9 protein-coding genes are annotated in these 14,991 nt (G+C 39.6%); 3 read left to right on the forward strand and 6 right to left on the reverse strand.

Features of this window, described 5'->3' with window-relative positions; all coding sequences use genetic code 11:
• Positions 1 to 67: 67 nt before the first annotated feature.
• From HCZ11_RS07345 to HCZ11_RS07370, 6 genes are all read right to left on the reverse strand, one after another.
• Positions 68 to 1,069: a glycoside hydrolase family 43 protein gene (locus HCZ11_RS07345; protein WP_167658061.1), complete on the reverse strand. Its 1,002-nt coding sequence runs from the start codon at positions 1,067 to 1,069 to the stop codon at positions 68 to 70.
• Between the two features lie 206 nt (positions 1,070 to 1,275).
• A complete protein-coding gene (locus HCZ11_RS07350) occupies positions 1,276 to 2,760 on the reverse strand; it encodes an alpha-L-fucosidase (protein ID WP_167658062.1) in 1,485 nt (494 codons plus the stop codon).
• A 347-nt stretch (positions 2,761 to 3,107) separates the two neighbouring features.
• The gene (locus HCZ11_RS07355; protein WP_167658063.1) at positions 3,108 to 7,304 is read right to left on the reverse strand and encodes a PKD domain-containing protein; all 4,197 of its coding nucleotides are present in this window, start codon (positions 7,302 to 7,304) and stop codon (positions 3,108 to 3,110) included.
• A gap of 165 nt (positions 7,305 to 7,469) precedes the next feature.
• Positions 7,470 to 8,462 carry a kelch repeat-containing protein gene (locus HCZ11_RS07360; RefSeq protein ID WP_167658064.1) on the reverse strand — a complete coding sequence of 331 codons (993 nt, stop codon included), beginning with the start codon at positions 8,460 to 8,462 and terminating at the stop codon, positions 7,470 to 7,472.
• 140 nt (positions 8,463 to 8,602) lie between these two features.
• Positions 8,603 to 9,577 (reverse strand): DNA topoisomerase IB, encoded by a 975-nt coding sequence (locus HCZ11_RS07365; RefSeq protein ID WP_167658065.1) that lies wholly within the window; start codon positions 9,575 to 9,577, stop codon positions 8,603 to 8,605.
• Between the two features lie 64 nt (positions 9,578 to 9,641).
• A complete protein-coding gene (locus tag HCZ11_RS07370) occupies positions 9,642 to 11,708 on the reverse strand; it encodes a catalase (protein ID WP_130050882.1) in 2,067 nt (688 codons plus the stop codon).
• Between the two features lie 436 nt (positions 11,709 to 12,144).
• Here HCZ11_RS07370 and zigA point away from each other — a divergent pair, with 436 nt between their 5' ends.
• From zigA to HCZ11_RS07385, 3 genes are all read left to right on the forward strand, one after another.
• A complete protein-coding gene (gene zigA, locus HCZ11_RS07375) occupies positions 12,145 to 13,341 on the forward strand; it encodes a zinc metallochaperone GTPase ZigA (RefSeq protein WP_130050881.1) in 1,197 nt (398 codons plus the stop codon).
• A complete protein-coding gene (locus HCZ11_RS07380; RefSeq protein ID WP_167658066.1) occupies positions 13,341 to 14,009 on the forward strand; it encodes a DUF1826 domain-containing protein in 669 nt (222 codons plus the stop codon). The genes zigA and HCZ11_RS07380 overlap by 1 nt, the downstream gene beginning before the upstream one ends.
• A gap of 455 nt (positions 14,010 to 14,464) precedes the next feature.
• The gene (locus tag HCZ11_RS07385) at positions 14,465 to 14,938 is read left to right on the forward strand and encodes a YqhA family protein (RefSeq protein WP_062564998.1); all 474 of its coding nucleotides are present in this window, start codon (positions 14,465 to 14,467) and stop codon (positions 14,936 to 14,938) included.
• Positions 14,939 to 14,991 lie beyond the last annotated feature (53 nt).

Here is a 14,991-nt window from a genome sequence, read left to right on the forward strand (position 1 = left end):
AAGCTTTAAAGCTAAAAAAGCCACCCAAGTAGGTGGCTTTATGATCTGAGTTTACGGCTCTATAAAGTTAATAGAGTTCAAATAACGGGCGACCATTTTCGTCGTACTTCACTTCTAACACACGTGCGTGACGGTTTGGATCATAAAGAGGATCTTTTATAATCTCCTCAAGTGGACGGGTGTCTGTTTTTGGCACCACACTCGGCTCACCCACTGCGTGCTCATAGTCACGAGCATGGTAAATACACAGTGGCGTTTCACCATCTTCAGCAACAGTAAAACAGTTGTGACCCGGACCAAAGATTTTCTTTTCAATATTCGTCTCTAGCACTGGCGTACGTGTTTTAGTCCACGAATTGCGATCAAGTAAATCGCTATTTTCATCTGCTTCCATATAGCCCATGCAGTAGCATGCACCCGTTGCGCTTGCAGAGAAAGCAATGAAGATTTTACCGTTATGTTTTAGAACTGCTGGGCCTTCGTTAACCCAAAAGTCCACGCGCTCCCAATCGTAATCAGGCGTAGTCAGCATAAACTGTGCAGTTTTTAGTTTAATTGGTGATTCCATTTCAGCTAAATAAAGGTTTGATGCAGCAAATTGGCCGCCTGTTTTTTCTGCCCAGCAGAAGTAACGCTTACCGTTATTTTCAAAAATGGTGGCATCTAAAGAAAAGTCAGTGAACGACTTTTCATCACCTTCAGCAGCTTGCATCATGCCAAGTTCAACCCACTCATCATTAAGTGGATCTTGACCTTTACACTCAAGTACATATGGACGTAACGCCCAAATATCATCTTCTTCACTGGCTGCAAAGTAGATATACCACTTGCCATCAAGATAATGAATTTCAGGCGCCCAGATATGACGACTCATTGGTCCGCTGTCGTGTTTAAACCAAATATCAAAGGTTTCAGCATCTTTTAAACCTTCTAATGTCTCAGACTTACGAAGCTCAATACGGTCATAAGTTGGTACAGAACCTGTAAAATAATAAAAACCATCGCTGTGCTTATGCACAAATGGGTCGGCACGCTGCTCTACTAACGGACTGTTTGTTTGTAATGTCATCTTGAAACCTGATAGTTATATTTATAATTTGTATTATTTTATTACTTTTTAGCGAGAACACAAATATAACATTATTTTTAACAGACAGTGAAAAGAAATGTAAGCTGCTCTGTGAGTTTCAATGTACGAGGAATTAAAAAGTATGAACCTAGCTCGTTATCAAACATTTATGGAAAAAGGGGGCTTCCCCCCTTTGTTTGGGATCACTAAAACGAGTCTTTTTTAAAACTCCTCTTAGATTTTTTAGATAAGACGAGATCAACTGCCATTACGTCACCCGATACCTTTTTCACTATTAAAGTGTGTGCTCCAGCTGATAAATCATGTTTTTCAAATATAATACTTTGCACTTGACGGAAGTTATTTTCATCAAAAGTTGAAAACTGTCCTTGATATTGACCATCGATGAGAATCTCAACAGTACCTTGATCAGCAGCTTTTGATGTAGCAAATACAATACTTGAACCTTGGAAATCATAACTAAAGTAAGCACCATTAATCATTGTAATGTGCCTATCTTGCATATACTCACCCATATTGGTTTGGCTCGCGCTGATCCAATATCCACTTTCGCTATAACGTATCCTTGGATCATCATCATTTACCAACTCGAGGCTTGAATAGGTGGTGTCACTTGTTGTGCCAAGTGCATTACCAATAGTCTGAATTTGCACCAGACGATCAGCAATCCAGCTGCCATCGGCATTGATAGCCACATCTAACGTTATCAACCCACCTTCATCAACAATTAGCTTTACTCTGTTAGCTATTTCTGTGTTCGAATACTTTAAGCTGCTCTTTACTTGTCCCCACCCCCCTAAAGAGGTATAGGTAAATCCATGCCACTGCACTTTTGAACCTAAAGCTGTTATGACTTTTTTAGAAGAAGGTGCCTTAGGTAACTCGTTAGTTTTACCTGATGTGTATTGGCTGTGTGGTTCTTTGGGTGCAAAGCTATGCTCATCACCAGCATGAAAACTGATCGTCGCATTTGGATTGCCACTTCGAACAGACTGAGCAAGTTGATCAGCAACGAAATAAGCATTCTTTGCCTCGAGTTTTCGTTTCGATTCATCTGCTTCAAACCAATTATCAAACCACCAGCCAGCGATGTTGGCTCCCCAAGCCTGTGATCTTTCGCTGATAAAACCGGTTATAAACCAATCAGGGTAAGGTGCTTTGGTTTTTGTACCCGTCCACCTATCCCCTAAGTGCGAAGGTATATAAGCAATTAGCTTAATGCCTTTTCGTTTAAGTGCTTTGGCTAAATCCAAAACAAGGTCACGGGTTGGCGTGTAATCAGCCTGATTTGAGTTAACTTGGGTGATACAACCAGGCGCAACTTTTTTGCTTGGGCATGCTGGCGAGTGTAAGTCGTAAATATCACTCGGGGTCGATAAATAACCTCTATTTTGAGTAATCGTAAAAATTACATAGCTATAACCAAGCTTGACTGCTTTATCTGCATAATCGTTGACATCAAAACCATTAACGTAGTGATTCCATTCGTTGTAGTCTGTTATTTTATACCATGCATTATCTAGAGTACCTCCAGCAAGGTAATGATGACTTATCCCCCACTTTGCATCTTTCATCCAGTTAACTTCGCCTGGTAACTGGGATGCACTCGAACTTAAACTGGCAATGACTACTGTAATAACAAATATAACTTTAGAGGAGCGACTTTTCATCACTACTAAACCACATGAAAGCTGACACTTGCACGAGTTTAACCATTTACATTTAATCAACAATAAGCTTGCTCTAGGAAATCGTCATCCAATTCGCTACATCACTCAATAGTAAAAGATTAAGTAGTTGAAAATTAGACATTAAAAAACCTTGTACTATGTGAATTTTCTGATTCGTAGACAAACATTAGATTAGTAAAAATGTTAGCGCTTTAGTTATCAGCTGAACTTCTAAATAATTATGTTGTAGGTGATGAACCTACACTAAAGCCTCCTTCTAGATGCTTTTTTTGGGGTATAAAAAAAGCCGCTACAAATGTAGCGGCTTACTACTAAGCAAATCTTATTTAATCAAAACTATGTTTAATTAAACGAGTGATGATGCCATCTCTTTTTAAACCATAAAACTGATTATTAACATCAAGTAAATGGCCGCTAGACTGAGAAGCGATACTGTCTTGCTCAACAAAATTAGAAAGGTTTAGACGAATGACCTTTGAATCAGTTAAAACCAGCGCAAGATTTTGTGTTTCATCGAAAACAACTTCAATGATATCAGAATCTAACCCAGCAATAGCCATACCATGGGTCATGTCGCTACTGTAAAACACATCACCGCCACGACTTATAACGAACTGACCATTAGGTGTAACCCAAACACGACCATTTATTTCATAATCGCCATGATAAGGGCTGTCTCCCAATGCTTCTATATTCTCACCACTTATGTCAAATTTTTCAAAATCTGACGGGAATGATCCCGTATCGGCAGCGAAAACAGTATTACCAGTTGGGTGTAAATCTAAAACCCCTTTTTGATAAATATCTGTGTAGCTGAATACATTGCCATTAAGCCCGTTAAGTGCGTATATTCTAGTATGTTGCCCTGATCCCGATGAAACAATGAGTTTGTTTTCTTGATTTATAACAAGATCAAATGGGTCAGTTGGCACTGAATAGACATTTATTTTCGCTTGTTCAGCTAAGTCAAAAACAGCAATGTAACCACTTTGCTCTTCTGCAAACCAATACATACTGTGCTCTTGTTTAAGCAAAGATACATAAAGTCGCGAGCTATCTTGAGACACCGTCATATTTTCAGGCATAAAGTCGAACTCAAAATATTTCTCGGTTTCACCTGTTAATAAGTCAACTAAATAAAGTCGCTTAGCTTGTTTATCTGTGACATATAGCTTTTGCCTCACCGAATCAACAGCTGTATCTGTAACTCTAAATTGCAACTCAAACGCTGTGCTATCAGTCACTTGTGTTCCATAGTCAGTGCCTTGAGCTACCTCAATTGTAATCATTTTACTATTGGAAGCACCTGCAGTGTCTTTGACTTGCAGAGTAATATTTTTGCTACCAGAAAGAATATACTTTTTGCTAATGAGAGGATCAGAGCTAAAGCCAGTATCCCATAGATTATCGCCATCAAGGTCCCAGCGATATTGTAAGTTTGCACCATCTTCTGCATCAGTACTTACTGCAGCATTAAATTCAAAGTTATCACTCGTTGTGCCATTTTCTGGTGTATAGGTAAAATCAGCCACTGGCGCCATGTTAGTACCACATATGGAACAAGGATGCTCAACCAAAACCATCGTTGTTACTGCCGACTCTGCACTCAACACTATTACTTGGTCATCATTAACAATCACATCGAATGCATTTTCTACTTCAATACTGCCAGCTTTAAACCACGTAGACAGATTAAAATAAGGCACTTCACCTTTATCAGTAACAATAAAAGCTAGATTTTGTTGAGAGTCAAAATTCAATGCTGTAATCAGCTCATCCCCTTCTTCAAAACCTTCTAGCGTTTGTACGTAAGTCATATTGTCGGTACGGAATACATGACCACCACGGCTAATTAGATAGTTACCATCAGGCGTTATCCAAACACGGCCTCCTATAGTGAAATCACCATGATATGGAGAGTCTCCAACAGAGGTAATGCCAGCTCCACTAATATCAAACTTTTCAAAGTCAGATGGGATAGAGTCAGTATCTGCAGCAAACACATAATTACCCGATGGGTGCAAAGTTAAACGTGCAGCCTGATAAATAGAAGAACTACCAAGAACATCACCATTTTCAGCATCAAACGCATAAATGTAAGTCCATTGTCCAGAGCCTGAAGAAACAATCAGTTTGTTTTGGTCATTTATGACTAGGTCATAAGGGTCAGTTTGAATTTCAAATAAATTGACTTGGCTTTGCTTTTCTAAATCAAACACCGCAATGTAGCCATTTTGTTCTTCACTCCACCAAAATGAACTATGCTCTTGAGTAAGAAGAGCAACATAAAGTAGCTTACCATCAGGTGATAATGTCATTCGCTCCGGCATAAACTCAAATTCGAAGTACTTTTTAGTTTCGCCATCAGCTATGTCTACAACATATAATCGCTTAGCTGATTTATCTGTGACATAAAGCTTTTGTCGAGGTACGTCAGTAATTTTTGCTGTTACATTTAATTGTAATTCGTAAGCAGTGCCATCAGTTATGTCACTGCCCGAATCTTCCCCTTGTGCAACATTAATTTCAACCGTAACACTGTCAACAGCACCAACCGTATCCATTACCTGTAATGTTACGAAATGAGTACCTGCAGTTATGAACTTTTTACTTGTATCAGAGCTCGTCGTAAAATCAGTATCCCATTGACCATCATCATCAAAGTCCCAGCGATATTGTAGCTCAGAGCTCTGTGTGTCATAGCTACTCGAAGCATCAAATTCATATATATCAGTTGTTAAACCAGTATCTGGCGTATAAGTAAAGTGAGCTACAGGAGCTGTATTGCCGATACAATCAGCGCATTGATAAGGAGTCTTAATCACATAAAGAGTGTTATCGCTTTTAGTGACTGAGTATGTGAATTGCTCAGCAAGAAACACCTGCTGAACATCTCCAGGCTGAGTAATCGTTCTGAAAACTTCTAATGACTGAAGATTTAGTAAATATGTATTCCCATTCGAAATGGCAAAAGCAACGTTGTTTTGTTCATCAAACTGAATATCATCAATAGCAAACATTCCGAGCACTTGCGAAACGTGAGTCATATCAGAGATATTAAAAATATTACCCCAACGAGAAAACACGTAGTCTTCTGAAACCCAAAGACGTCCTCCAATACCATAATCACCATGATATGGAGAGTCACCGCGTGAAATGATGCCTTCACCACTAATATCAAATTTCTCAAAGTCACTCGGACTTAAAGCTGTGTCTGCAGAAAAAACATAGTTCTGGCTAGGGTCTAGTCTTAAGTAAGATTGATGATAAATTCCTGCAGACCCCACTTGGAAGCCTGTATCAGCATTGTAAGCAAGGATTGATGTCCATTGATTGGAGCCTGACGAAACAATCACTTTTCCTGAATTTGTCGCTACAATATCAAATGGATCTACGGCAACACTAAAACGTTTTTTTTGCTGGAATTTATTTTGCGATAAGTTATAAACAATAACCTCGCCACTCCCCTCAATTTCTGAGTAATATTCAAAGTCTCGATCAAGTAGCGACAAATAAAGCGTATTATTTGCTATTGCCATTCTTCTTGGCATTTTTTCATACTGCAGTGTTTGAATTACGTTCCCTGTATCAGGGCTAACAATATACAAAGACTTATTAATTTGGTCGGTAATGAATACTCTGTTTGTAACTTTATGATAGAGCATATGAGTAATATTTTTGATCGACGAATCGAGCGCATTACTCATACTCAGTGTCGTATCATTAATATCATCAATACCATCGTTATCATCATCAGTATCAGCATTATCGCCTATGCCATCTAAATCAAAATCTGCACTCTCACTATTATCCCAAGGGAATAAATCAGCCCCATCAGAAACACCGTCGTTATCATCATCTGTATCAGTCGCATTACTGATGCCATCTGCGTCTGAATCAATAACCTTAGAGCTGGATAAAGTGCTCGAAAAGTGGGAAACCGCAAATTCTTTCGTTACAAAATCAGTATCAGAAACGGATACAAAAAGGCCTTTTTGTATTAATAATTGAGCAAATTCCTCAGTTGACAACGTCAGGTCATCATATGAAACACCTGCGCTTTCAAGTTGTTGAACTAGGTCACTATCAAGCGTTATTGAATTTGACGGGTCCTTGTCTTCATCTAAAGATTGCAACAATCGAATTGTATTGAGTACGACTGGAGTGTATAAGTTTTGGCTGTCTAAAACATCTAGTGGCGTGACTAGGCTTGCAGCATTAATTGTAGGAAACTCGATACTCGCAAGGAAAAAAGTAACATTGTCGCTTTCTTGGTATTGGAATTCTCCCGCGCTATTTGTAACACCAGACTCACCTGAACTTGTCGTATAGCTAAGGCCTGCAACAGCCGAATCTAAAAAAACGCCTGTCATTAAGACCGGTTCTGGCGTTGGTGTTGGGTTATCTATTATAGGTTGTTCTGATTTAGAGTCTCCTCCACCACCGCCACCGCCACCGCATCCGGTAAGCAAGGCAACAGAAAAGATCAACGAAAAGAGTATTTTTGAACGAGTTCCATTCATAAAACAATTCCACTTTATGTAATCATTATTGGCTGTTTAGTATACATTTGTTCCTAAAAAAACAAAATACAATTAACATTTATTAACAAATGAAATTTAATTTTATGGGGGTGAAATTTTACAACTCATTCTGTTTTATTGAATGGTTCAAATGTTCTAAAAAATCTATTTCAAATTATCTAACATCATCTGTGCATTATTCACTGCTTTGCTTGTTTCAGACAATCCCACTTTTGTGGCGCCACCCACAAGCCAAATTTGGCCTTTTAACGTGATGGCCCCTAAGCCATGACGAGGCGTTTGCCATTCGAAAGCTTTGCCCCATTGCTGCTTGGTTAAATCATATTTAAAAACCTCACGGTCAACCCCTTTGCTATGTTCACCGCCAAACACATAGATAGCATTATCAATAACTGCCGCTGCATGCCCGGCACGCGCTTTGGGTAATGCTGCATGTGCCTGCCAAATGTCTGTATCTGGTAAGTATTCGAGCATTTCTGTGATTGGCTCGCCACCTACTGTCCTGCCACCAAGCACAAACCACCGGCCGTTTACTTGTGCACTTGCCGCACTGTTTCTCGCTGAAGGTAAAGGTGCCGCTTCTGTAAATGTGAAGCTTTTAGGATCAAAGACTAGATGCGCTCTAACATCTAAACTATGCTGCCATTGTCCATTTTTCTCACTGCTTGGGCTGCGGCCGCCGGCTAAATGTACTTTTCCATTTAACACTGCGCCTACGGTTTCACTTAATGCAAAAGGCAAGCTTGCCACTTTTTGCCATGCTTTAGCGCCTTCATCTAGCATTAACACATCACGGCTATTGGTCCATTGGCCTTGCGCATTAACGAAACCTCCGAAGGCAAATAATCTTTTTTCTACTGCAATTAAATAAGTATGATGACGCCCCTCGGGCAAACTAGGAGCGGATTGCCAACTTAAGTATTCTGGTGACCAAAAATGAACTTTTGCAGTCATCTTACCCGTTGATGCTGGCAGTTCAGTAGAGATACCACCTGCAACCCAAACTTGTTGATTCATTACTGTAGGGTAGATTTCTTGTATAGCCTCAGGAAGCTCAGGTGCTGAAACTTCATTTGCCGATAAAGTATAAGGTAAACAAGTAATAAAAAGCGGTAACAACCGTGTGGCTAAGCGCATATAAATCCTTAATAAGCAGTTAATTAGCTAAAGGTTAAGCCAGCCGTACTTATTAGTACACTGCCAAATAGTCTTACTTATTCTGTCATTGTTGTTATCAGGAATTGGCATTGCTTGACTACCAGCAATAGACAAATCTACTAGCTGAGAAAGAGTAGCAGTCCTCGCTCGTATCTATTCAAATACTTCGTTTTACGGGGCAGTTTTAATTGCTTTCTTAAAGCAACCTGGCTGTTTTCATCCTTTTTACATAAATCAATAAGCGCCGGGTGAATATAAGAATTACGTGCTATCGTTGGCGTATTACCCAAATGGCTCGATACCGTTTCTAGCATGTCGCACAAAGGGAGCTTTTTCTTTGCATTATAAAAAGCTTCGAATGCTAAAACACTTGCACGCCAGGTTCTAAAGTGTTTTGCACTAAACTCCTCTCCCATTACATGCTGAATAAATTGATTAACTTCACGTGAAGTTACGGGAATACATTCACCATCCTCTTTGTATTGAAACAGGTTTTGTCCGGGTAAATCTTGCAACTCTTTAATAATGGTGCTCAAAACACGATCTGTAAGGTTAACCTCTCTCACTTTGCCAGATTTAGCTTTATATTCTAAGCGAATATTTTTCCCTGTTATCTTCGCATGGCGGCGACGTAAGGTTGTCGCTCCAAAACTATTATTTTCTTTCGCGTTTCGTTTAGATCCTATCCTCAAAGAGCCTAAATCCATCAATCTAACAACTGCGGCTAATGTCCTTTGATAGTCAAGTGTATTACCTTCTAAATATTCAGCTAACTTTGCTCTAAGTAAAGGTAATTTATTTCCGAAAAGCTCACACACTTCGAACTTTTTTAGTTCCTGCTGCTCTCTAAAATCTGGATGATAAAGGTATTGTTTTCTTCCCTTTGTATCGTAACCAGTTGCTAAGATATGGCCATTTTCCTCAGGACAAAACCAAACATCTTTGTATGCAGGAGGGAATGCTAGTGCATCTAAACGGGCGATTTCACTTTTATCATTAATCCGCTTACCTGTAGGGTCGTAGTAAAGCCAACATTTAGAGTGACTTTTTCGAGTAATACCGGGCAAATTATCATCAACATAAATTAATTTCACTGCACCTTCTCACTATATAAATAATCATTACTCAAGGCGAGTAGCCCCCGCCTTGAAAGATGAGTTATCGTTGCCAATAACGAAGTTGTGTTAGTGTCTGAAGAAAGTCACATGCCTTGCACGTTTCTAGGTTAATTATGCCGTCGTCTTGGTTTCCATTTAAGCCAACAGCTTTTAACAACTCCATAGAGCTTTCAGTAAAACCAATAAACTTTTTGTGTGAGTACGCATCTGAAACGAAATCTCTCGCCTCTGGAATTTTAATTAACTCTTTAGCACCTTCCTCTGATGTCAGTAAAACAACTGCATCATACAAAACAGAAGGGCCGCCGTTAATAACTTGCTCAGCTCCAAGATGAACACCAGTAGAACTTTTCGCTCCACCTATCTGGGCTGCAATGATTTCAAAGTTCGCACCTTGCTCGTTTAGTTCACTAACTAATGAATTAAATAGCTGATCGTCAAAGCCATCACTAACGAGAATACCGAGCTTCCTTCCCTCAAAAGTATTTAAAGCACTTTTTTGAATACTCAGTGCATCAGATACAGGTAAATCTTGGCGAGTTTTTAGTGCAGCTTCAGCAGGGTCAGGGATTGTTTGCAAGCCCAAACCAGAGGCCACTAATTTAGCTAACTCGCTATCAATATTTAGTAAATGAGACACCACACGCTCCCTAATAGCTAAATGTTCCACTTTTGAAAGTTCAAAAATCAATGCGTCCTGAATATGTGATTGCTCTATCTTAGTTTGACTTATATAAAACTGCCTAGCTTGGCTGTAATGATCGCTGAAGGTTTCTGATCGATACCTTAGCTTGCTACCTTGCGTTTCTTCATCAGAACTTTTAAAGCCATGAACAGGACATTCTCTTGGATTGTTTTCATCACTTTGCCAAGAGTTTGGCTCATAATTTACTCTTCCTTTGGGGTTATGCATTGCCATGTGACCATCCTGGTGAAAGTGGTGCATTGGGCATTTAGGTGCATTAATAGGGATATGAGTGAAATTTGGCCCTCCCAATCGCTTGGTTTGCGTATCTAAATATGAGAAGTTACGCCCTTGTAATAGTGGATCTGGCGTAAAATCGATTCCGGGAACTATGTTCTGTGTGCAAAAAGCAACTTGTTCTGTTTCTGCAAAAAAATTATCAACCACTCTATCTAAAACCATTCGACCAATGATCTTAACGGGTACTTGTTCTTCAGGGATAAGCTTTGTTGCATCAAATACATCAAACTCAAAGTCATCAGCAAAAGCTTGGTCAAATACCTGTACGCCAAGTTCCCACTCAGGGTAATCGCCATTTTGAATTGATTCCCACATATCGCGACGGTGAAAGTCAGGATCTGCTCCATTAATTTTAACAGCTTCATTCCAAACCACTGATTGCATGCCTGATTTAGGTTTCCAATGGAATTTAACGTACTTTTGCTCACCATTTTTATTGATAAACTTAAATGTGTGAACGCCAAATCCTTCTATAAAGCGTAATGAACGTGGAATAGCTCTATCAGACATTGCCCACATGACCATGTGCATAGATTCAGGCGATAAACTAATAAAGTCCCAAAAATTATCATGAGCCGTTTGCGCTTGCGGAAAACCACGATCAGGCTCAGCTTTAGCGCTATGGATCAAGTCTGGAAATTTCATCGCATCTTGGATAAAAAACACAGGAATGTTATTACCAACTAAATCCCAGTTTCCCTCTTTTGTATAAAATTTAACAGCAAACCCGCGCACATCCCTTGCTAAGTCAGGTGAGCCCTTACTACCAGCGACCGTTGAAAACCGAGTAAATACAGGTGTTTTTTCGCCTTTTCGTTGAAATATATCCGCGCATGTCAGCTCTTCAAGTGTTTCGTAAGTTTCAAAGTAACCGTGTGCCCCATAACCTCTAGCATGCACCACCCTCTCAGGAATACGCTCATGATCGAAATGAAACATTTTTTCACGAAAAATATGGTCCTCCATTAATGTTGGACCACGCTTACCTGCTGACAATGAATTTTGATTATCACTAACAGGACAACCTTGTGCTGTAGTCATTGTTGAATACTGATTATTTGCATGTTGATGTAGCTCACCACCATGCCCCTTTTGACCTGAATATTTAAATGACTCCGGCATAAGTTTCCCTTTATTTTAAACTCGTTAAATTGTTATTACGTAAATTTAGGAAAACTAATAAGCAAGTAAAAAGCCAAAATTAAAACAAACAATATCAACAAGTTAAGACGGAATTAAATAACTTGTAATTAAACTTATTACACAACTTGTGTAATTTTTTCTAGCTAAAACAATCTGAACCACCTATTTTAGGTTTACCCTTCCCCCCATAAAAAACACTCAACATTCGGCATTTATTAACTTCGTCTTCTTTGGCAAGCACACAATAAAAGCTCAGATTTCACTAATAAACAGCAATGCGATTGCGTATTACACTTCACTACCGTGAATCTTTATCTTGCATTAATACATAACAGCTATTCCTAACCGCCTCTTTATTGATATATTATAACAAAACATTTAACGATTTTGTTTAATCTAATTAAGGGTCACTACCATGAGCAAACTTCCCGTCACCGTGCTCTCTGGCTTTTTAGGTGCAGGTAAAACCACTGTGCTCAGCCATATTTTGAATAACCGTGAAGAAAAAAAAGTGGCTGTAATCGTCAATGATATGAGCGAAATAAACATCGATGCAGCGACTGTTAAAAACGATGTTTCGCTTAGCCGCGGCGAAGAAAAACTAGTAGAAATGAGCAATGGTTGCATCTGCTGCACACTGCGTGAAGACTTACTCATTGAAGTACGCGCTTTAGCGCAAACAGGCCAATTTGATTATTTGGTTATTGAGTCAACCGGTATTTCAGAACCTCTTCCTGTAGCCGAAACATTTACCTTTGCCGATGAAGATGGCGTATCACTTTCTGATGTTGCTAGGCTTGATACCATGGTCACGGTCGTTGATGCCGTTAACTTTTTAAAAGACTTTAACGAAGCCAAGTTTTTACAAGAAACCAACGAGCACTTAGGCGATGAAGATGAGCGAAGCGTAGCCGACTTACTCATTGATCAAGTTGAATTTGCCGATGTCATTTTAATTAGTAAAACAGACTTAATTAGCGCCGATGAACTTGAGAGTTTAAAAGCCATTTTAAGCTCATTAAATACCTCTGCAGAGCTGATTGCCATTGAAAATGGTCAAGTTGATATCAATGCAATTCTCGGCACAGGCCTGTTTAACTTTGAAAAAGCTCAGCAAGCACCTGGCTGGCTAAAAGAGCTGCGCGGCGAGCATACCCCAGAAACCGAAGAATACGGTATTAGCAGCTTTACTTACGAGGCCCGCCGCCCTTTTCACCCTGAGAAGTTTTATAACTTTATTCATAACAATCAACCCGAAGGCAAATTACTTCGCTCCAAAGGCTATTTTTGGTTAGCCTCTCGACCGCAATTTGCCTGCCAATGGAATCAAGCAGGCGGCATTGCTCGCTATGGTTTTGGCGGCATTTTTTGGAAAGCCTTACCGAAAGATCAGTGGCCAACAGATATCGAATACTTAGATTCAATTAACCAAGTATGGCAAGAACCCTTTGGTGATATGCGCCAAGAGCTGGTTTTTATTGGCCAAAACCTTAATCAAGCAGCGATCACACACGCACTCGATAACTGCTTACTCAGCGACGATGAACTATTAGCAGGCAAAGCGCTTTGGCAAACCTTGCCCGACCCATTTCCTGTTTGGGAGGAAGCATAATGACAGTTTACGCATTTGAACATGATACTGATAACTTACCAACAACAGTAGCAACGGCATTAAGCCCTGTGGTGTTTTCGCATATTTATAAACCAGAGCATAACATTGCAATTTGGCAGCGCAGCTTAGCTGAACAGCTGCAAAAAGAGGTAGCCGAGAGTATTGCAACCAATCCTGATCTCAGTATAAACGCTGTGATCAACGAGGATTCTATTCGAACTGACATTGATAAAGCCCTTGAAAAACTTCCATCAGCGCAGGAGTTAAAAGCTGATTTGGCAAAGTTAGTTGATATGTTTTGTTATTTATTTGAGTTAAAGCGCACCGGATTACGCCTAAGAGTACTTGAACGTGCCATGTGCCCACGTTTTCATGTCGACAGAGTTCCTTGCCGGTTAGTCAGTACATATTATGGTAGTGGTTCACAATGGTTGCAAAATGCAGGACTTGATCGCACTAAACTTGGCGCTGGTCATCAAGGGTTAAGCGATGAAGAATCAGGATTAATGACAGCAAATACTAAAATTCACTCTCTTAATGAGGGTGATGTAGCCCTATTAAAAGGCGAAACTTGGCAAGATAACGAAGGTAAAGGGCTTGTGCACCGCTCACCTGTACTTGCTGCTGGCGAAAAACGGCTACTTGTAACCCTCGACTTTATTGCTTAATACAAGCGTACCAGCTGCGTCTATTAATTCTAATAGGCGCTATTTCACTCAAGAACACGCTATAACTGCACATGGCTTTAAATTAATGAAAAGCATACTGAGCGCACTTGCAATTGCCGATAGAGCAAACATCCTTAGTAACAAAATTAAGACATTCCCTGCACCACCAGCAAAAGTGCCTTTAAAGCTTAAAGGATAGCCATGGAAAACCATTTTTTATCATTTAAATTCAGTTCGAGTGAATGCTTAGCCATCGAGCCCATAAAAACTCCTTTTGTAATAATGCTTAATAGAAGCAACCTTTCTGTTCCTTAAAATCACACACAACCCGACCTTACGAGTAAATACGCTAAGAGCTAATAAGTTAGGTTCCCCTTCGCTAATGATGCATGCTGTATTTAATCAAAAACCAGCTAAGCTTCGTATAACAAAGAAATTAATTTGTGTGAGTTGATATGGAGCGCCTTTTTCAAAATAGCCGGTTTTTAGTCATCATCGCGATTATCACAACAGCAATTTCATCGTTACTTGTTTACATAACCTGTGTGAACATCGTTTTTAATGTTGTTAAAACGACAGTTATATCTTTGCCTGACTCTGCTAAGGGAGGGAAAGAGATGATAGTCGAGCTTTTAAAAATTCTCGACCTATTACTTATCGGTATTACTCTTCAAGTTATTACCATCAGCCTGTACCGGCTATTCATTTCGCCTGCAACCACAAAGAGTAGCCAGTTTTTGGCCGCCTTTCATATCGAAGATTTTCATGATTTAAAAATTACCTTAGTACAGGTAACATCCGTCATTTTAGTGATTCTGTTTTTAGAACACGCCGTTGAATTCGGCGGCACAATAGAAACCCTCTACCTTGGTATTTCTATTGCGATTGTGGTTGCCGCTTCGACCTTTGCATGGCGCTCAATGAAATAACCTTTAGTTTGGAAGCAAGAAAGTTGTTGCTGCAATCAAAGCTTAGTTATAAT

Source organism: Pseudoalteromonas sp. HF66, from assembly GCF_011806445.1.
In the GTDB taxonomy this organism is placed as follows: domain Bacteria; phylum Pseudomonadota; class Gammaproteobacteria; order Enterobacterales; family Alteromonadaceae; genus Pseudoalteromonas; species Pseudoalteromonas apostichopi.